Annotated in this window: 12 protein-coding genes and 1 pseudogene; 10 read left to right on the top strand and 3 right to left on the bottom strand. The window is 57.4% G+C overall.

The annotated features are described in order from the left end of the window. Positions 1 to 11: 11 nt before the first annotated feature. From nodU to EHH60_RS34365, 10 genes and pseudogenes are all read left to right on the top strand, one after another. Positions 12 to 1,721, top strand: a complete 1,710-nt coding sequence (nodU, locus tag EHH60_RS34420; protein ID WP_124163656.1) for a nodulation protein NodU — start codon at positions 12 to 14, stop codon at positions 1,719 to 1,721. 1 nt (position 1,722) lies between these two features. Beyond that, positions 1,723 to 2,643 (top strand): nodulation factor ABC transporter ATP-binding protein NodI, encoded by a 921-nt coding sequence (gene nodI, locus EHH60_RS34415; RefSeq protein WP_124163655.1) that lies wholly within the window; start codon positions 1,723 to 1,725, stop codon positions 2,641 to 2,643. A 3-nt stretch (positions 2,644 to 2,646) separates the two neighbouring features. After that, complete coding sequence (locus EHH60_RS34410; protein ID WP_124163654.1) at positions 2,647 to 3,435, top strand: ABC transporter permease; 789 nt, start codon at positions 2,647 to 2,649, stop codon at positions 3,433 to 3,435. A 318-nt stretch (positions 3,436 to 3,753) separates the two neighbouring features. After that, positions 3,754 to 4,165: pseudogene (locus tag EHH60_RS34400) on the top strand (carbamoyltransferase N-terminal domain-containing protein); the annotation flags it as partial. A gap of 143 nt (positions 4,166 to 4,308) precedes the next feature. After that, a complete protein-coding gene (locus EHH60_RS34395) occupies positions 4,309 to 5,418 on the top strand; it encodes a nodulation protein NodZ (protein ID WP_124163652.1) in 1,110 nt (369 codons plus the stop codon). Positions 5,419 to 6,130: 712 nt separating this feature from the next. Beyond that, positions 6,131 to 6,967: an SDR family NAD(P)-dependent oxidoreductase gene (locus tag EHH60_RS34390; RefSeq protein ID WP_124163651.1), complete on the top strand. Its 837-nt coding sequence runs from the start codon at positions 6,131 to 6,133 to the stop codon at positions 6,965 to 6,967. A 181-nt stretch (positions 6,968 to 7,148) separates the two neighbouring features. After that, a complete protein-coding gene (gene nifA / locus EHH60_RS34385; RefSeq protein WP_124163650.1) occupies positions 7,149 to 8,966 on the top strand; it encodes a nif-specific transcriptional activator NifA in 1,818 nt (605 codons plus the stop codon). A 506-nt stretch (positions 8,967 to 9,472) separates the two neighbouring features. Then, on the top strand, positions 9,473 to 10,336 hold the full coding sequence (locus EHH60_RS34380) for an electron transfer flavoprotein subunit beta/FixA family protein (protein WP_124163649.1): 864 nt from the start codon (positions 9,473 to 9,475) through the stop codon (positions 10,334 to 10,336). 1,182 nt (positions 10,337 to 11,518) lie between these two features. Next, positions 11,519 to 12,742: a GFA family protein gene (locus tag EHH60_RS34370; RefSeq protein ID WP_124163648.1), complete on the top strand. Its 1,224-nt coding sequence runs from the start codon at positions 11,519 to 11,521 to the stop codon at positions 12,740 to 12,742. Next, positions 12,727 to 13,404: a 2OG-Fe(II) oxygenase gene (locus tag EHH60_RS34365; RefSeq protein ID WP_124163647.1), complete on the top strand. Its 678-nt coding sequence runs from the start codon at positions 12,727 to 12,729 to the stop codon at positions 13,402 to 13,404. The genes EHH60_RS34370 and EHH60_RS34365 overlap by 16 nt, the downstream gene beginning before the upstream one ends. A 456-nt stretch (positions 13,405 to 13,860) precedes the next feature. Here the strand turns inward: EHH60_RS34365 and EHH60_RS34360 are convergent, their stop codons facing one another. The 3 genes from EHH60_RS34360 to trpD form a co-directional block, all read right to left on the bottom strand. Further along, on the bottom strand, positions 13,861 to 15,153 hold the full coding sequence (locus tag EHH60_RS34360) for a preATP grasp domain-containing protein (RefSeq protein WP_245454663.1): 1,293 nt from the start codon (positions 15,151 to 15,153) through the stop codon (positions 13,861 to 13,863). A gap of 1,216 nt (positions 15,154 to 16,369) precedes the next feature. Continuing rightward, complete coding sequence (locus EHH60_RS34355) at positions 16,370 to 16,729, bottom strand: hypothetical protein (protein ID WP_245454662.1); 360 nt, start codon at positions 16,727 to 16,729, stop codon at positions 16,370 to 16,372. Positions 16,730 to 17,640: 911 nt separating this feature from the next. Next, on the bottom strand, positions 17,641 to 18,654 hold the full coding sequence (gene trpD / locus EHH60_RS34345) for an anthranilate phosphoribosyltransferase (RefSeq protein ID WP_124163645.1): 1,014 nt from the start codon (positions 18,652 to 18,654) through the stop codon (positions 17,641 to 17,643). Positions 18,655 to 19,683: the final 1,029 nt, after the last annotated feature.

Raw genomic sequence — 19,683 nt, 5'->3', positions numbered from 1 at the left:
CAGGAGTACGTATGCGCATCTGCGGAATAAAGTTGACACATGACGGAGCAATTGCTGTCGTCGAGGACGGTCGGCTTCTTTTTTGCGTGGAGCAAGAGAAGCGCGGCAATAGTCCACGCTATCAGTCCGTTGACAATCTCGATGCAGTCGTGCGCGCCTTGGCTGAGCATGGCCTGGAGCCGCGGGATATCGATCAGTTCGTCGTTGACGGCTGGGACGGGGAGAATGAATCGCAGTTCCAGCTCCTAAGCGGAGCGGTGCAGGTTGCGCTAAAAGGCGCGCCATATGTCGAGCGTCATGCTGAGGGCCTCCTTGATCCCGTCGACGGCGTTGGCCTCCTCCTCGGAGGCAAGGAGTTTCCATATAAGAGCTACCCGCATGTCACGGGCCATGTCGCGTCAGCATATAGCACCAGTCCCTTTGCAGCCGCGGGAAAGCCTTCGTTCTGTCTGGTGTGGGATGGCTGCATCTTTCCACGTCTTTACTATGTCGAACCGCGCGGGGCTCGGTTCATTGGATCGCTGTTTCCTATGATTGGCCACGCCTATGCTGCCGCGGGCCTTCACTTCGGGCCGTACCGTCAGCCGAACCGCTCCAGTTGGGATCTGGGCATCGCCGGCAAGCTGATGGCTTACATCGCGCTTGGCTCAGTTGATGAAAGCATAGTGGAAGTGTTTCAGGAGCTTTATGAAACACGGTTGGCGGCCGACACGGAGCAGGCTCGCCGCTACCGCGAAGACATCAACAATGCGGAATCGTCTCTTGCAGCTATGCACGCGTTCTTCGAGGCAAGCACGTTGCGCCTGGCTGCCAAGCGAGCGGAGGACGTCCTCGCCTCGTTCCATGTGTTTCTGGAACGTCTTCTTGTTAAGGAAATCGCGCTGCTTCTGCTAAGATATTCGTCGCTTCCGGGAGCGCGAAATCTATGTGTCGCCGGAGGTTGCGGTCTCAATATCAAATGGAACAGCGCGCTTCGCGCGACGGGATTGTTCGATGATGTCTGGGTGCCGCCGTTTCCGAATGACAGCGGCTCGGCAATCGGCGCGGCGTGCGGCGCCATGGCAGCGCAAGATGGCTTCGGGCCATTGCAATGGTCAGTTTACAGTGGTCCTGCCCTCCAGGAGAGCGAGGTTCCGCCGGACTGGGAGGCCGCACCTTGCAGTCTGAGTGAACTTGCGTCGATTCTTGCCGACAACAAGCCCGTGATCTTTCTTTCCGGGTGTGCCGAGCTTGGGCCGCGGGCGCTGGGCGGTAGAAGCATTGTTGCAGCTCCAACGTGCCCGGCAATGAAGGATCATCTCAACGACATCAAGCGTCGCGAGCACTTCCGACCGGTGGCGCCGATCTGTCTGGAGGATCGGGCGCCGGAGATCTTCAGCCCGGGCACGCCAGATCCTTACATGCTATTCGATCACCAGACCCGGGCGAATTGGCGCGACAAGGTCCCGGCGGTGGTCCATCTTGATGGCTCGGCGCGGCTGCAGACAATTTCCCGCAACTCTCCTCACGAAATTGCCGCGCTTCTCGTCGAATTTGAGCAACTCACGGGCATTCCGCTGCTCTGCAACACGAGCGCCAACCTCCACGGACGGGGATTCTTTCCGGACGCTGCGGCAGCTTGCCAATGGGGGCGTGTCGAGCATGTTTGGTGCGAGGGCATGCTCTGGAGCAAAACGGTCGCCAAGAAGCCATTGTCCACGGAACGACTTCTGTCAGCCTAAGATGAACATGTCCACTGTGGCGATCGACCTTGCCGGGGTAAAAAAGTCATTTGGCGACAACCTTATCGTCAACGACCTGTCGTTCTCGGTCGCGCGCGGAGAGTGCTTCGGACTGCTTGGGCCGAATGGAGCTGGCAAGAGTACGATTGCGCGCATGCTCCTCGGCATGATTTCGCCCGACGCAGGCAATATTACAGTCCTCGATGAGCCTGTGCCTTCCCGAGCTCGTGCGGCGCGTACGCGCGTCGGGGTGGTGCCGCAGTTCGACAACCTTGAGCTCGAGTTCACAGTGCGAGAGAATCTGCTTGTGTTTGGCCGCTATTTTGGCATGAGCGCTCGCAGAATCGAGGCGGTTGCGCCCGCGCTGCTTGAGTTTGCGCGTCTTGAAAGCAGAGCGGACGTGCGTGTCTCCGAGTTATCCGGTGGCATGAGGCGGCGGCTGACACTGGCGCGTGCCCTGGTTAATGATCCACATCTACTCGTGATGGATGAGCCCACCACTGGCCTGGATCCGCATGCACGTCACCTGATTTGGGAACGCCTGCGGGCCCTGCTTGCGCGTGGCAAGACGATCCTCTTGACCACTCACTTCATGGAAGAGGCCGAGCGCCTGTGCGATCGCTTATGCGTGCTTGAGAGTGGATGCAAAATCGCCGAAGGCAAACCAGATGCCTTGATCGACGAGCATATCGGCTGCAACGTGATTGAGATCTATGGCGGTGATCCCAATCAACTTCGAGAGCTGATCAGGCCTTATGCGCGGCATATCGAAGTGAGTGGAGAGACGCTTTTTTGTTACGCGCCATATCCGGAGCAAGTCCGCGTGCACCTGCGCGGGCAAGCAAACCTTCGCGTACTGCAGCGCCCTCCGAATCTCGAAGACGTGTTCTTGCGGTTGACCGGGCGCGAGATGGAGAAATGAGCGATGGATGATGGCTATGCGTCGGTGATGCCGGCTAACGCGTACAACTGGATCGCGGTATGGCGACGAAATTTCCTGGCATGGAGGAAAGTCGCGCTTGCATCGCTTCTCGGCAATCTCGCAGACCCTATAACCAATCTGTTGGGCCTTGGCTTTGGCCTCGGACTTATCGTGGGACGAGTTGAGGGGACTTCGTACATTGCCTTTTTGGCGGCCGGTATGGTCGCAATCAGTGCGATGACATCCGCGACCTTTGAAACCCTATATGCGGCCTTTGCTAGGATGGGTGTCAAACGCACCTGGGAGGGAATTCTGTTCACACAGCTCACGCTCGGCGATATCGTTCTAGGTGAGTTGGTGTGGGCGGCCAGTAAGTCCGTTCTAGCGGGGACAGCAATCGGGATTGTCGCTGCAGCGCTGGGCTATGCATCCTGGACGTCCATTCTGTGCGCGATACCCACAGTCGCCCTTACGGGTCTTGTCTTCGCCAGCCTGGCAATGGTCGTCATATCTCTTGCGCCAACTTACGATTACTTCGTGTTTTACCAGTCGCTCGTCATTACGCCCATGGTGTTTCTCTGTGGCGCGATCTTTCCGACGAGTCAACTGCCTGACTCATTTCAGCACTTTGCCGGCTTGTTGCCGCTCGCACATTCGGTCGACCTTATTCGTCCAACGATGCTTGAGCGCGGCGTCGACAGTGCCGCCCTGCACGTAGGTGCGCTTTGTGTTTACGCGGTCTTGCCCTTTTTCGCGTCGACAGCACTATTTCGGCGACGCCTGCTGCGTTGACGTCAATTGAGCGAACGCGAGAAAGTCAATCGATGCAGTATCATGAGTCCTTCCGCGGTAGCTCGCGAGTGACCTGGTCCGTTACAGCGGCTTCTGCAACGGCCTTAAGAGGCTGCGATCGAGCCAGATCTATGGCCGCCTGTTCGGTCTATCGGCGTCGGACGTCAGCCACCCTATTTCTGAGTGCCTGTCGCTAGGCGCCGAGACAGGCCTTGCAAAGTCATGTTGTGCTGTCTGGCCCGCGCACCGGCGGAGCGTGATTGTACAGGTTAGTTCGATGGGACGGCAGTTGGCCTTCCCGTCACGATGGAGGACGGGATGTTGTGCCCGGGACTGAGTGGTGACCTTGATAGAATCCATGAAAGCTCTCCGGAGCTGCCGAATACATTTCTTCACGGTGGCACTGCGGTTTTTGTGCAGGATGGCCGCGTAATTGCTGCTGTCGAAGAGGAGCGTCTCAACTGTGTCAAGCACTCCAACAAGTTCCCTAGCAGCCCGACCCGATACTGCCTGTCTGCCGCAGGAGTCGAGCTCGGGGATGATCGATCGCATCGCGTCCTACGCGACACAAGCCTATTGCAAAACCATCCTCGAGCGTCTTTTTGTTTCTCAACCAGTTACGCTAGACGCCAAACTGTTGCTGCGGCAGCTTCTGGCACGGGAGTTCGGGGCAGAGATCGATCCGTCCCGACTTTCCTTGGTGAATCACCACGAAGCGCATGTGGCCACGCCTCCTATGCCTGCATGTGAGGGGACCATCCCATCCGACGCACAGGGAGTATTGGGCATCGGACTTCGGGCAGGTCGATACAACACCGCTGAAGAAAGGACAGAAAGTGTTGAGAGAACGCGGCCATCACGGATAGCCCTGCTATGAAGTTCTACCGACGCAGCTCGCCGGAACCGCAACAGACTGTGACGCCGGGCGAGAAGAGACCCGAGATGTCTGTATCGATGTCTTTTGTCCAACCAGGAGCGCGCGAAAAGGCAATCGAGATGGTTAGCGGTGCGATGAATGTTCGGTTCGTAGTGTCCCGGCGACGTACGGGTTTTGGCGACTGTCTGTGGTCCCTGGCGGCAGCTTGGCGTTTTGCAAAGCAGACAGGGCGGACGCTAGCCATCGATTGGCGGGGCTCTTGCTATCTTGATGAACCATTCACCAATGCCTTTCCAGTCTTCTTCGAACCGGTTGAAGACATTGCCGGCGTGCCGGTGATTTGCGACGACGACATCAACAAACGTTCGTTTCCGGGACCATTCTTTCCGGCATGGTGGAACAAGCCATCTATCGATTGCGTCTACCGCCCGAACGAGCAGATCTTCCGGGAACGCGACCAACTCGATCAACTGTTCCAAAGTCAGAGAGATAGTGACGCTAACACGGTTGTGTGTGATGCCTGCCTGATGTGGCGCTGCGATCAGGAGGCGGAGCGCGAGATCTTTCGGAGTATAAAGCCGCGAGCTGCAATTCAGGCTCGGATTGATGCCATCTACCGCGAGCACTTTGAGCCGTACAGTGTGATCGGAATTCATGTCCGGCATGGCAACGGTGAGGACATTATGGGGCATGCTCCCTACTGGGCGGACGCGGAGCGCGCGTTTCGACAGGTCTGTAATGCCATTGAAAAGGCGAGGGCGTTACCACATGCGAGGCCTGTGAGGGCATTCCTGTGCACGGACAGCGCGCTCATCCTTGAGCAGGTGTCGGCAATATTTCCCGATGTTTTTGCGATTCCAAAACAGTTCCAGGCGCCTCACGCCGGCCCGTTGCACAACGCCGCCCTCGGAGCCGAGGGTGGCTTTTCTGCCCTCACTGAGATGTATCTCCTTGCGCGCTGCGACACGGTGATCCGGTTTCCCCCAACGAGCGCCTTCACGCGCTATGCGCGTCTCTTTGCTCCACGCGTTATAGAGTTCGACTTGAACGATCCGAGCAGGTTGATCTTGGTCGAAGACAACTCGCAAGAGCTCGTAGCTTCATGAAAGTTGTAGCGCGCTTGATCGACCTGATTGTCGCTCTTTGCATCCAAGAGTACTGCCAGTTCTTGTACAGGCGACAATCGTCTGCCCAACGTGATGCTGTTGCAACGAAGAGCAGAACGAAGCGACGGCTAAGTGCCTTCGCTTGAGCCGTGACGTCGATAACAACCGCCCTAAAGTGCTGCGCAGCGTTAAGCAGACGGAACACGTCGTCGTCATCCTTCGGTCAGCCACAAATCGGAGCTGATCAGTGCTCGAGCGTGGATGAACATATCAGTTCGCCAGCTCGTGCCTGGAGCCAACCCGTCCAGCGATATTTCCAGTTCTGCCCAGGGGTGCGACAAACAGAATCGACGATTGACGAATCTGACGTGCGAGGCTGGTACGTCAGTTTTAGAGTTAGCGCGGCAAAATGTCCGTGGTCGCTCCCGAGCGGTCGTTGACTTCGGCGAGGCGCCGACAAGCCGCAGCTCATTCGGTTGCGCGATCAAGAAAGCGAGCGCGGCCCGTCCCCTGTGATGAAGCAGGCGAGTGTGCTAGAGAGCTTACGTAGCTGATTTGCCATTGTTGTCACAAAGCACACCCACGGCTGTCTGAAATCGGCCAAGTGTTCGGTGTGCGCGACGTTAGGACGCAAAACGGAGGTGATTTACCTGCACCGCAGTGGCGCAAATCCTGCTAATCGTCCGCTGCCCTAACAGTAGAGGAGGCGGCCTTGGGTCTCGATCTGCCGAATGACAATCTGATTAGAGAGCCGCTGGCCGAAACACATTTGGGTTGCCTCGTTTACGCCGATAAAGCGCGTGATAATCGTAGAGAACAAAAGACGATGTTGCTCACGGGGGCATCGCGCGGAATTGGTCATGCCACTGCCAAGCTCTTCTCGGAGGCGGGCTGGCGTGTCATTTCTTGCGCGCGCCAACCTTTCGACGGCGAGCGATGCTCCTGGGAGGCAGGGAATGACGATCATTTCCAGATCGACCTCAGCAATCATCGAATGCTGCCGCGTGCGATCACCGAGGTCAAGAAGCGCTTGGCTGGTGCGCCCTTGCACGCGCTGGTGAATAATGCCGGGGTCTCGCCGAAAACGCCCACTGGCGATCGGATGACGTCGTTGACCACGTCAACCGAGACCTGGATGGGGGTGTTTCATCTTAATCTGGTAGCTCCGATCCTGCTGGCGCAGGGTCTGTTTGACGAGCTAAGAGCCGCGTCAGGATCAATCGTAAATGTGACTTCAATAGCAGGCTCACGGGTGCACCCATTCGCCGGTAGCGCCTATGCGACCTCGAAAGCGGCGCTTGCGAGCCTCACACGCGAGCTGGCCTATGATTATGCGCCGCATGGCATTCGTGTGAATGCGATCGCGCCCGGCGAAATCAAGACCGACATGCTATCGCCAGACACGGAAGCCCGTCTCGTGCCAGGTATCCCGCTGCGCAGAGTGGGGACCCCGGATGAAGTGGCCAAAGTCATCTTCTTCCTGTGCTCGGATGCGGCGAGTTATGTCACGGGAGCCGAGGTGCCGATCAATGGCGGGCAGCATTTGTAAAGCCGCCGCTCTGGCGACGCAGCTGACGTGTCCTGCAGCGGCACGTATGTTCTCCGCTGACGACGCGCACGATCCGCAAAAAGTGAAACGAGGGCACATTGCAAGTGTGGTGTCGTGCCATAATAAGGTGTCACGGTTCTATGTCATCTCCTCAACACGTGGGGCTAGATCAGAGAGTGACATGCAAAACGAAGCTCGCCAATCCCAACATGGCTCCATGGAGGATAATCAAGACAACGGAGACAGGCTCATGCTGCACATCCCATCCTCGGGCGAACGACCTGCCTCGCAACCGGAGCCGGAGCGTGATCCCTCGGGGCAGCCGTCGTATGAGAGCGCGCTGGCCGGCATCTTCGAAATATCGAAAATAGTCAGCGCCCCTGGTCGGCTCGAAGTCATGTTGGCCAAGGTCCTTGGCCTGCTGCAATCGTTTGTGCAGATGCGACACGGCATCGTCTCGCTATTCCACGATGACGGTATCCCGGAAATTACCGTTGGCGCCGGCTGGAGCGAAGGCAGTGACGAACGTTACCGCACGTGCCTGCCGCAGAAAGCAATCGCCCAGATCGTAGCGACAGACGGGCCTCTTATTGTCGAGAGCGTAGCCGGCGAGCCAGCCTTCAGCGCTGCCGACCGGGAGCTTCTCGGCGCCTCCGACAGCGTGCGCGTATCGTTTATTGGGGTTCCTATTCGTATTGAAGCGAGGGTCGTTGGTACGCTGACGGTAGACCGTATCCAGGACGATAGTTCCAGTCTTCGGCTCGAGTACGATGCGCGACTGCTGGCTATGGTCGCCAACTTGGTGGGACAAACAGTCAAGCTACATCGCTTGTTGGCCTGCGATCGTGAACGATTGTTAGTGGACAAAGACCAGCCACAGAAGATTGTTGAGCTTGAGGTGGCCGCTCGCGAGCGCAAGAAGCTTCACGCCCACGGGATCATTGGCGACAGCGCCGCGCTGAGCGCTCTGCTCGAGAAGATTGCGGTTGTAGCCAAATCGAACAGCACGGTTCTGCTGCGGGGCGAATCCGGCACCGGCAAGGAGCTCGTAGCCAAGGCCATTCACGAGTCCTCGTCCCGCGCTAAACGACCGTTCGTTAAACTGAATTGCGCGGCGCTGCCAGAGACGGTTCTGGAATCGGAATTGTTTGGCCATGAGAAAGGTGCCTTTACCGGTGCGGTCAGCTCGCGCAAGGGGCGCTTCGAGCTTGCTGACAAAGGGACGCTATTTCTGGATGAGATCGGAGAGATCTCAGCTCCGTTCCAGGCGAAATTGCTGCGAGTTCTGCAAGAGCAGGAGTTCGAGCGCGTCGGTAGCAATCACACGATTAAGGTCGATGTTCGAGTCATAGCTGCGACCAACAAGAACCTTGAAGAGGCCGTGGCAAGGAGCGAGTTCCGCGCGGACCTCTACTATCGTATTAGCGTAGTTCCCTTGTTGTTGCCGCCGCTGCGCCAAAGACGCACTGATATTCCGCTGCTAGCCCGAGAGTTCCTCAGAAAGTTCAACAGCGAGAACGGCCGTACGCTCACCCTGGAGGCGAGTGCGATCGAGGTACTGATGAACTGCGGGTTTCCGGGAAATATTCGCGAACTCGAAAATTGCATCGAGCGAACAGCGACGCTGTGTACCGGGCCATCGATTGTGAGAAGTGACTTTGCATGCTGCCAAGGCCAGTGCCTTTCCATGATGCTCTGGAAAAGCACATCGAACGACAAGGCCGACGTGGCGGTACCCATGCAGCCGATGCCTGCAAAGTCCATCATTCCGCTAGCTCAAACGACATTGCCACCGCAGTCTGTCTGCGGACCGGCCCCACTGGCACCTGCCGGCACAGTTCTCGTTGGTGGTGCGAGCATGACCGATCGCGAGCGTGTCATTGCGGCCATGGAAAAATCTGGCTGGGTGCAGGCCAAGGCAGCGCGCCTACTCGGACTAACCCCGCGCCAAATCGGCTATGCGCTGCGAAAATACGGAGTTGAGATAAAGCGGTTCTGAACAACCACACCCGTCGGAACTTCTGCTGCCAAATAGATAGTTGAAGAATGATTCCGAAGAGGCAATCTACGCACTCTGAAGGGAATGGGCCGGCCTGCGGCGACGACGGCGCGCGCGCAACATGGATTTGTGCGCCATGAGTTACAGAGCCTCACCTGGGGCCATACAATCGTGAACCGTCCTCCGTAGCTCGAACATGTAACAAGCTATCATCCCTATTCTGCGGACGAGTGAGCGGCAATGCTTAACCGTCGATCGGCCCGATGCCCGCAGGTGGTTCGCAGCAGTGATCCTGCGAGCATCCCTTGCGTCTCTCGGCTGGCGTGACGAGCGGAACCGCGTTGTCGGTGCCCTGACTTGTGTCGGCATTCGTTCGTCAGGAAGAGCGGCTGGAGCGACTTATCGCCCGGTTTAAGCCTTTTTGACAGCGAGCCGATTCCAGGCAACGGCGATGGTACAACACTTGCTGTTCTCTTCGCAGCTATCGCAACTGTTGGAGCAACATCGTGCACAATGTCGTCTGCATCAAACAGGTTCCGGACTCGGCGCAAATCCGCGTTCACCCCGTGACCAATACAATCATGCGCCAGGGAGTGCCGACAATCATCAACCCATATGACCTCTTCGCGCTCGAGGCCGCGCTGGAGCTGCGCGATCGGTTCGGCGGCGAAATTACCGTGCTTACCATGGGACCGCCATCGGCAGAAGAGTCCCTGCGAAAGGCGCTGGCTTATGGTGCCGATCGCGCCGTCCTACTCACCGATCGCTGCTTTGCGGGCTCCGACACACTGGCCACAACGTATGCACTTGCAACCGCCATCCGGAAAATCGGTAAGGACTATCGCCCGACGAATGTCATTTTCACGGGAAAGCAGACCATCGACGGCGATACTGCGCAGGTTGGGCCCGGCATCGCAAAGCGAGTGGGCGTAGTGCAGCTGACTTACGTTGCTAAGATCAGATCCTTGGACCTCGCCGCTCAAACGATTGAAGTGGAACGACGCTGCGAAGGTGGTGTGCAGGTGTTGCAAACCAAATTGCCGTGCCTCATCACCATGCTTGAGGCGACCAATCAGATTCGGCGCGGCGCGATGGCGGATGCCTTGCGTGCCGCGCGTGCCCAAATCGTGAAATGGAGCGCGCAAGAAGCCGGTGTCGAAGACACCTCCAACTGCGGTCTCAAGGGCTCGCCGACGGTCGTTAAGCGTGTGTTCGCTCCCTCTGCGCGGGCCGAGAAGGCGGCGCTGGTTGAGGCCGCTGAGCAACCGGCGCAGGCGTTGATAGACGCAATGTTCTCGCTTCAACCGAAGCTCGAAACCGATCTTGCGGCACTTGCTCGTGGCGCTCGATCCGGAGAGTCCAGGCCATGATAGTGGATACGCTCCAGAAATGTATCAACGCCGCACCCGTGTCGAAGAGCGCGCAACATGTAGCGACCCATCTCGGCCAGCTACCAATAGGGTCTGCCCATGGCATCCGTCGATCTCGCGAGCAGCGGGCCCGGATGTTCCCTAGACCACGTTACGCTACGACGGAGTCGCGGGGGATTGTCGGGGCACAGGCAAAGGGGCCTGCGTATGTTCCAGGTCACCGTTCGGTCGTATTCGACGACGTGGAAGGCCATTTCTTCTCTTGTAACGGTCACGGCGAAGACGCAATAGTCAGCGACCCGGGTCACCATACTAGCGCTGCCGTCTGCACGCACAAAGCGCTGTCGCTGGCTTCGGGGCGCAAAGTCAACCCATGCGTCGCCTTTGAAGCAGTCTCCGCGATTGAGCAGACCTGTACGCATGTGAGCGGCCGCTGGCTCTTCGCTGTTTGCTTTCTGACAGCGGCGCGCAGGCTCTCAAGGTCGATACACTCGCAATGAGGAGGCGACACGACCGTTGTATCAACTGATTCAGATCTTACGGAGCGAATCCAAGAGTTGGCATAATGATTGCTGAGAGCGACTAAGAACTTAGAGGTGGTAATCGCGAACGAAGAACGGGTGAGGGTCTCTTTGAGATGCTTTGTGCCGCCAGCAGCGGTATGTGACACCAGGGGCCAAAAACCTTAAGAGCATCATAGGTACAAATTGGAGTCTACAATGCTGTCCCAGGCTGACAGCGGTTCGGCGAAATGGCGGGAGCAGCACCCGCGAGGGCTTGATCCATTCGCCCAAGATCGCGAAAGCTGCAAGCGTGCCGAGCGGCCAGGCACGCCACTCGCCCACGCGACATTAGCTACAAAACGGCGTGGGCGGCGCAGTATCCATTATGAGTCTCCGCGCGAATGCTGGTCGGGGCGGGCACTGCGGCGTCGGACTGCTGGTGGAGAGGAATCCGACTGGATTCCCGCCGCTCCAATAATGAACGCATTCCCTTCGATGCTTATGAGCTGGACTGAGCATGCCGCTGTCTGCCATCGCGAAGCAAACTACCAAAAGTTCGCCTGGAAGGTGAGCGCAATCATTGGCCCTTCTAAGCAAATGAACCCAGGGCGGTTAATAGGTGGCCCGGACACGAAGCTGCTTCGTCAGGGACCGTTCGCTTCTCATCTGCAGGGATCACATGACATCTCAAGCGTCTCGATTTGCAGCGGATCAGCCTCCGAAGATATGCTGCGAGTACCTGACCGAGCAAGCGCGAGCCTTGTTCGGCCCGCATCCGTTCGCCTCTCAGTTGTCCGAAGATCAGGTTGCCAGGGTGCTGCCCGAATATCTGGCGATGTCACAGGCGTTCCCGTACCTGCAGGCGGGGTCCCAAGGGGACCTCATATTTGATGCAATGCATCACAATCGGGATATTGCGAGAGACATTGAGCTGACCAGCGTGGTCGCGAACTTTATCTGTTGGGACGAGACCGGAGGCCATGGCCGAATTCTCCAGGGGGGCAAGGCCGCGCTACCGGATATTCTGTTGACAGAAAGCTTTCACTCCAACCTGTTGAAGAAAGATGCCTCCCAACTACTCGGCCGAGCAATACTGCCCAACTATAGCTCTAGGACGAAGCAGTATCTGCATTCTCTCTACGCCGGATTGTCATCGAAAGACTCCCTCGTTCGTTGCGCTTACATGGTAGCTTTTGAGCTACATGCTGCGGACATGATCCAATCGCTGTGGACCACCCTGGCCGAAACGTTTAAAGCGCAGCCGGACGATCTGGAGTATTTTCGCAGCCATGTGGGCGGAGAAGATCCCGCGGAGAAGTACCACGGAGAAATGACAGGCCGGCTGATTGGTGAACTTGTGCAGCCTGACCGTAGTGATCGTTTTTTGAATGAATTCCTCCAAGCCTATCGGGTCAGCGTCCAGTGGTGCCGCGATCTCATCGCAATTGCGGCACGCACCGGAGATGATCACTCGGAGATCGAACATCATGGCAGTTGCCATTGTGGCTCTGTCAAGTTCTACGTCAGAGCGCCGCGGGAGCTCTCTGGAGTTCGTTGCAATTGCTCGATTTGTCAAATGTCTGGGTTTCTCCACTTACTCGTAACTGGCGATAAGCTACGCATCGAGCGCGGTGAAGAATTCCTCACTACATATCAGTTCAACAAGAACATTGCTCGGCACACGTTTTGCCGGCTTTGTGGGGTAAAGCCATTCTATAGGCCGAGGTCGAACCCCTCCGGGTTCAGCGTAAATATTCGATGCCTGGACAGAAGGACGATCGCGCGCGTAAGAATAACCGAGTTCGATGGCGAGCATTGGGAGCAAGCATTCGTCTCAATGCACAAGGACCCGGAGTCCTGCTTCGAAGATCAAAGGAGTGAGCTCGAATGGCGCGCGCAATGAGTGATAAATCCCGCCAGCTTTCAGAGGAAATGCTGACAAAGTACCGCATAGAGCTGTTAGTAAAGGGGACGGCCGTTATCGCCCCCCAGATATTGTTCACTCAAGCCGACTTGACCAAGATCGATCAGCTGCAGGCTGAGATTCCCGAGGAAGAAGTGCGGGAGGGAGATGCCGGCGACTTGCACAGCGTCTTTGTCAAGCGCGTAAGGGTAGATCCACCCGGCCGGGCGCCTAGCAACGTGAGTGGTACAGCTTCAGGGCAGATCATGGAGCTACTTGAAAGTAAAGACCGCAGCTTCGCGCTAAGACAGATCTTCGGAGCATCCTCAGATTACGTGGTTCGCCGATGCCAAATGCATCGTATGCCGCCCGGGTCCTTTGTGGGCATCCATTTGGATGCGAAGAGTGATCCGGACTTCGAGTACGCGGTGATTGTGCAGCTAGCGAGAGACTTCGAGGGGGGTGAGTTCGTGGTATATCCTACCGTGTACGAACAGCACGTATTCCGGCCACCATTCGGCGCCGTGCTTGTCACGACATGTAAGGTCCGGCATGAAGTTAAGCCGGTGTCGAGCGGGGAGCGCCGATCTCTTGTCTACTTCTGTTCAAAAAGGGGCGGCGCGAACCGCCGGGTCATCGAAAGTTCTACCGCTCGGCTATGAGGTGGCGCGCCTGATATGAGTCTGCCCAGGTTCTCGTTGTAGGCGAGCCATCATCCCACTATAAGGTCGGCCCTCGTCCTCACCCGAAGATTGGTGCCGCATGCGTGCAGTTGCGAAAGTCGCCGGTTGCAAACGCAGCCGCTCGAGCATGACTCTAATCTCCGCCGAGAGAATGTCCGATTGATGGACGCAATGCGCTTAGCGGATGCCGTTGCGTAGGACAGCCTCTTGCAGCGATCGACCAGCTGGGTGAGAATATTTCCCGCGCAAGGTCACGATCATGATCCGACGTTTAGCATTAAGGATCAACCTAGCCTCTCGCCTGTCCGGCGCTTCAGGGAGTGCAGCCGGCCGCAGCGCCGAACCTATTTGCTCAGACTGTGCCCTCTTTATGTAGGGCCGAATAAAGCGCTGCTTTGGAGCGGGGCAGTGAATTGAGCGTGTGAAGATTGCTCGCTAGGAGCTCAAAAGTCGGTGTTGCTGATCGTGGGCCGCAGTCCTGTCTGGCGCAATCACAACGCACTCCACGGTGCCAGCCTCCTCGTCGGCGGCAAGCGGGATCACGCCCGCCTTACGTGTGCGGTCGAATAGGAGTCCTTCTTTGAAGAAGCGATCATGCGCCGCTTGAAAGGATGGCGATCGCACATTTCTTACAGATAGAATAACGTTGCGGCTGGAATAGTCGAAGCCGAGCAGCCGGATCGCAATGTTGTGTAACACCGATCCGCCACCCCAGCGGCCGTTCGCTTCATTGAACAGCAACCGTTCGTCTTTTGTGAAAATGGCGTCGATGTTGATCATTCCGCGATAGCCCAGGTCTCTCGCTAGTGCCACAAATCGGTAGGCATGCTCCTGGGCAGTCAACCATTGCTCGTTCTCCAGGTCGCTTGGAAGCTCAAGCCCCGTCCAGGTGAGAGCCCGTTCGGACCGATCTGTGCTTTTACGCAGGCGTATGTTTCCACTGTTGATAAAAGCGATTGATGCATCATCCTGGATTTCATACTCGAGATAAAATAGAGATCGGGCCAAGTGGTATGATTCGACGACCAGCGTCTTACACGATGCTGTTGTGATCTCAGAGTAAAGCGCGTCAGGATCAAGCGACGGCCACGAAATCATCCGAGTATCTCTGGCTCCAGGTAGCGGATCGCTTTTGCTGCGGGTCAAGATGACATTTCCGACTCCTCCAGCTCCATTATCCAACTTTACAATGACCCTGCCCGTCTCGGATTTGAGGGCAGTGACCGCTTTGAATAGTCCATTTGGGTCTGTCGCGACACATCCATGAGGGAGCGGAAGTGCGACGCTTGTTGCCAACTGACGGAAGTGGCTCTTGCGATTCAACAGATCAGGCCCGCGCTGCAGAGCGAAGTCGTCCCCGGTCTTCGATATGCCCAGTGTGGCCGCCAAACGTGCGACACCTTCTGTAAAGTAGCAGGGATGCAATCGCCAGGCGGATTTCTGACGAATATGTCTTCTGAGCCGCTCGACAACAGGCTGGGACAGCAACGTGCAATCATCGAGGATCGTCGATTGGCGGCTCGCAGGTACAACAAGGCGAAGACGCGATGCATCGAAATCGAGCGTCGCGCCAATGAAGGATAGCAGATCCGCCGGGATCGCTACCGGGGAGACGATCAGGTCGCCCTCCTGAGCAAACCACGCTGAACGGTATGCCGAGCTGGCGGCCAGCGAACGTTGAGCCTTTGTTAGATGGGCGCCCGACATCTGAGGCGTACCGGCATTCATAATTAGGATCCGCGGCATTCGCGACCTCCGGGCATCTGGACTTGATCAGGATGGGATGGTCATGGCAAGCATGACAGCCGTGCCACCCCGTGGTAAGGCGCTGAGACAGGGAGAGTTTGCGCCGTCTCGATGTCACCTGCGATGTAGTGGGAGAGAACGGCCCGTCTCAGATCTGCCGATCTCAATTGATAGCTCGGTCGCATGGCTATTCGCTTCAGAAAAAGCGCGGGACGTTGGGTAGTGCGATGTTCGGAATGCTTCGTGTGAAATGATTTCGCGCGGCACGCTAAAACGGACCGTGACCAAACATGTGCGATCAGCGCGTCTGCCTCGATCTCGCACCCCAGTCGCTTGGTCATATAAGCGACCGGTACTTCTTCCCAGCGCGCATCGGCTCGACCGACCGGCCGCATTCGGCTAGATCTGGATATTACGTATGCACTCGCTCTATTTTCGCTAGGTAGATGTTCTCGGCGGAAGTAACCGAGTGCTGATTTGGCGTCGTGAAGCGGAAAAGATCCATCTGCGTCGCAGCATCCAAAGTCCCCTGCGAGTCGGGGCATCTTGATTCGGCCTCCTCTCTGGACACCAAACTGGCTCTCGAAGGCGCGAGCGATCCGCTCGATCAGTCGATTGAGGATGACATAGCTGGGCGTCTTCCGTTCGAAATGGATCGTGGTCTTGTCAGGAGTATACTTGGCGTTTTGCTCGACGAAGGTGGAGAATCCAACTCGCTATTCATGTGCATCAGGTCCGCACATTGTGTTTGTGCCGATGCGTTTCATCGGAAGCCCGGAGTGCTTGGCGACGCCCTAGTCATATGCTTCTTTTGGCCGGCTCTTAATGGTTGTCATGGGTTGCGAACGATGGTTATTTCTTGAGGGAAATCTGCCGATTGATCACTCACTTCGCTCGGCTCTGCTGCGGTCGTGTGCATCTGTCGGTTGTGACAGGCGCACCACGAAGAGGGTTTCTTGCCGCGCCTTTGATATACAGAGGCGCCGCACATATATGGCGCTCTCATATCTCCATCATTGAAGCCGATGATGCAGCGGCACTGACCTTCAATATGATCAAACACACAGAACCTTCTTAAGGCCGGCCGGGTCTTTCAACTTGCTGCTCCCGCATGCCATGCAATAACGTCCGATGCCGCGCTGGTCACGCGGAGCAAGACGCCGGGTCACTTCGAAAACCTGCGCAGGCCCACCGTCTGTCACACCTTTGCGCGATCGAGACGCCACGTGCGGGAAAGCAGCTTGAAGGTAGCGGGTTCGGCAAACTGATTTTGTGCGCTGCTGCGCCAGAGGCGGGCTTGCGTCAGCTTGAGGAAAGCAGCACCATCTAGGCGCTTCGGATTGAGTTCTACGTCGATCAATTCTGTCGTTATCGGCTCTCTGGCGGGGCGGTACGCGACCGCCACTTCGTCCAGATCCGAAATGCCGCAGCATTGAAAGTTACTTGCTACCCTTAGCGCCGCGATTGGAACTTGGTGCAAAGCCCTCTCGACCAATGGGCCATCGGGCATAAGGAGCATGACCAGCGACCGGTCCGCGGATCTGACCAACTGAGGCATCCGAAGTCCTTCACACCCATGTAGGTAACACCTCAAGAGCCTACGATTTAACGTTACGTCAGATTCAAGCCCCTTTTTGCGGGCAAATGAGAACGTGGCCAAGCTCATGCGACCCGAAGAGGGCCCCCGAGGGGCTGGTGTCGCAAGCATTCAGCGCCACCCTGAGGGGGAAGCCTGTGGCTGAGGCCTTAGGAGCGATCCGGCGAATGCGCCGGCGGCGTGTCCAACGCATGACCCCAGTGCGCCGAGTTTGGACGAAATGTAGAGTTGGTCAGGGTGCGTATGCGGGCCATCACCATCGATGGCCAGTCCGCGGCGAGATGAGCGGCGCTGAGCAATCGCCATCGGAATCACCGCTGAACGAGCGAGCAGCTCGAAGCCAAGCTTGGCCGCAAGCGTTTTGAGCGTGGGCATAGAGCGCAACGCCGGCCTGCCAGTGTCTCTCCGTGTGTAAACGGCATCCGGACCTATTCTTCTCTCAGGAGAACACGCCGCTTTGCCTCCAGAAGATGCCCATCCAGCGTCTCGTGCAGCGCACGCCGCAGCTCCGGCGGGATCGAGCTATCTGTATCGATCAATTCCCGAAACTTCCGAATGATGTGTTCTATCGTTGCGATAGTTCCAAGTGTTTCAATCCTCTGCCAGGGCATCTTCGATCGTCTCCTTTGCCGCGTTGCGCACGCTTCGTCGCGGGTCCTCACCTCAGCAACCGGGGCGCGAACAACCTCTAGTGCACCAAATGTTGGCTGTCGGGCTGAGTGTTCAGCGCGGAGCTGTTTTGACCAGGACTTGCGCAAGCGGGCGCTCCATGAGAAATCGGCACAAGTAACCCGCATTCGCGGCTGCAACAGTTTTCTCGCGCGTAAGCTGCACTATCGATCGCAAGGATGCGGCATCAACCAGATCGGCTGTCAGGCGTTTGAAACGGCGATCAAGCGATTCAGTCGAGCGGCGGCAGCGCCCCGATCAAGTGATTCTTGTCCAAGCGCCACGCCTTCCTGTAGGTTCGAGGCCCGCCCGGCCACCACCAGTGCGGCCGCCGCATTCAGAAGGGCGGCATCACGAAAACGACCTGGCAGCCCATCAAGCACTTTTTGTAACGCAAAGGCATGAGCCTCGACATCACTGCACTCCAGCTCATCGGCGCGGTAGCGGGGGAGCCCGGCTTCCTCCGGCGTGACTTCGAACGTGCGGACTGTACCCGCCTCAACCGCAGCAACAAAGCTTGTGTCGGTGAGGGATAATTCATCGAGCCCGTCCGAGCCATGAACAACCCATACCGAGTCGGCACCAAGGTTCTTCAAGACTTGCGCCAGAGGCTGCACCCATTCGGGAGTGAACACTCCAAGAATCTGCCGCTTGACCCTGGCTGGATTCGACAGAGCCTCGATTAGATTGAACATCGTGTGGGTTCCAAGTACGCTCCGGATCTGCCTGATGCGCTGCATCGCCGGATAGTCGGGTGACGCAAAAATGAAGCCAATGTCGGCTTCGTGCACACAACGTGCAATTGCCTCAGGCTTGAGATCGACCTTTACGCCGAGGCGCGCCAACACGTCTGCGGTGCTTGAGCGCAAAGATGCCGCGCGGTTGACATTCTTGGCGACGGGAACGCCGACCCCGGCGACGATGAACGAAGCGCACGTCGAAACGTTGAGCGAACACATAACGGTATCGCTCGTGCCAGCGATATCGATGGGGTCACATCGCGTCTCGACGGTGGGCATTATATTTCGCATTGCGGATGCGGCGCCCGTGACTTCTTCGATCGTCTCCCCGCGGACCCTCATCCCAATCAACAAGCCACCGATTTGCGAGGGAGTTGCGTCGCCGGACATCATGCTGTCGAACGCTAACGCGGCCTCCTCGCGGGTCAGAGTGGCACCGGTGGCAACTTTGCCGATGATCGATTTAAGCGGTTCCATCGAACTTTACACGTTCCTTATCCAATCTAGGGTCCGTCCGTCCAGCCAGGCGTCTTCGCAACCGGGCGCCCTGATGCAGCTGCCGGTCTATCCGCACTCGCTATGCCGCACGAGTCCTTGAGGCGGGCCGTCGGATGAACGTGGCACCCGTGGCGACGCTACAACCTGACGCTACGTCAGGGTCAAGCTCCCTCCGTTCGATGGTGCCCTCGAGAGGACATCGGCGGCTAGTCAGAGCACTGAGTTGCTTGATGCGAGGATAACAGCTCTGTCTCGCGCCCGCTTGCCGTCGATGTTCCGGCCGGATCACAAGGCTTCGCTTTCCGGTGCCGCCGTGGCGGAGCCGCAGAGCGGCTTCCGCACGTGCTATGAATATATCGATGCCAATTCCAGGCTGAGCTTAGCTGGCTCTACGAAATGACCCCACCTCACTATAATGAACCTGCGCATGAAAGCCTCCAAGGAGCGATGGACGCGTCCGTTGACCGGCCCGCATGAGCTGGTGAGCCGTTGGGCGAACCCTCGTGTGACGTGCTGCACGTCAAGCTGGGACGACTTCTGGAGAGGAGTCGGGCGGACAGCTCGCAGCATCTTCACCTCGATCCGCTGCTCTTATTGCCGGTGTCCCGCCCGGAGATCACGTAGCGACATTGCTGACTGAGACGATCTTGCTTGGATCTGAGGCAGGCAGTAATAGCGGTACGATCTGGTATGTGACTGCTACAAAGGCGAAACACGTCTCCCATGCAGGCCTCTTTCTCCTCTGCGGTCGGCGTTCGATCAAGCGCGTTGACCGGCGCAAGCATTGCAGTTGCCATTGCCACGCCTAGGGCGATATCGCGGTAGTAGAGCCTGAGGCGCGGAGCCGGCCGAATTTGTTGTTTTTGAACCATGACATTTCTTCAGTTCGGTGGAGCTGATTATTGTTCTTGCTGCCCGGAACGCATCACCTGCAAACCGGGAAACAGGCGGATCTGCTTAGCTGTCTGCAAGCTCGTTGTTCTACTTTTGCCGTTCTCACTGTACGGA

The sequence above is a fragment of the Bradyrhizobium sp. RP6 genome (genome assembly GCF_003837805.1).
GTDB lineage: Bacteria > Pseudomonadota > Alphaproteobacteria > Rhizobiales > Xanthobacteraceae > Bradyrhizobium.
The sequence above is the reverse complement of the archived record's forward strand: the minus strand, read 5'-3'. Positions and strand labels throughout refer to the sequence as shown.

Coding starts and splice junctions, on each gene's coding strand:
- nodU (WP_124163656.1), top strand. CDS start 12: ATGCGCATCTGCGGAATAAAGTTGACACATGACGGAGCAATTGCTGTC.
- nodI (WP_124163655.1), top strand. CDS start 1,723: ATGAACATGTCCACTGTGGCGATCGACCTTGCCGGGGTAAAAAAGTCA.
- EHH60_RS34410 (WP_124163654.1), top strand. CDS start 2,647: ATGGATGATGGCTATGCGTCGGTGATGCCGGCTAACGCGTACAACTGG.
- EHH60_RS34395 (WP_124163652.1), top strand. CDS start 4,309: ATGAAGTTCTACCGACGCAGCTCGCCGGAACCGCAACAGACTGTGACG.
- nifA (WP_124163650.1), top strand. CDS start 7,149: ATGCAAAACGAAGCTCGCCAATCCCAACATGGCTCCATGGAGGATAAT.
- EHH60_RS34370 (WP_124163648.1), top strand. CDS start 11,519: ATGACATCTCAAGCGTCTCGATTTGCAGCGGATCAGCCTCCGAAGATA.
- EHH60_RS34365 (WP_124163647.1), top strand. CDS start 12,727: ATGGCGCGCGCAATGAGTGATAAATCCCGCCAGCTTTCAGAGGAAATG.
- EHH60_RS34360 (WP_245454663.1), bottom strand. CDS start 15,153: ATGAATGCCGGTACGCCTCAGATGTCGGGCGCCCATCTAACAAAGGCT.
- EHH60_RS34355 (WP_245454662.1), bottom strand. CDS start 16,729: ATGCCTCAGTTGGTCAGATCCGCGGACCGGTCGCTGGTCATGCTCCTT.
- trpD (WP_124163645.1), bottom strand. CDS start 18,654: ATGGAACCGCTTAAATCGATCATCGGCAAAGTTGCCACCGGTGCCACT.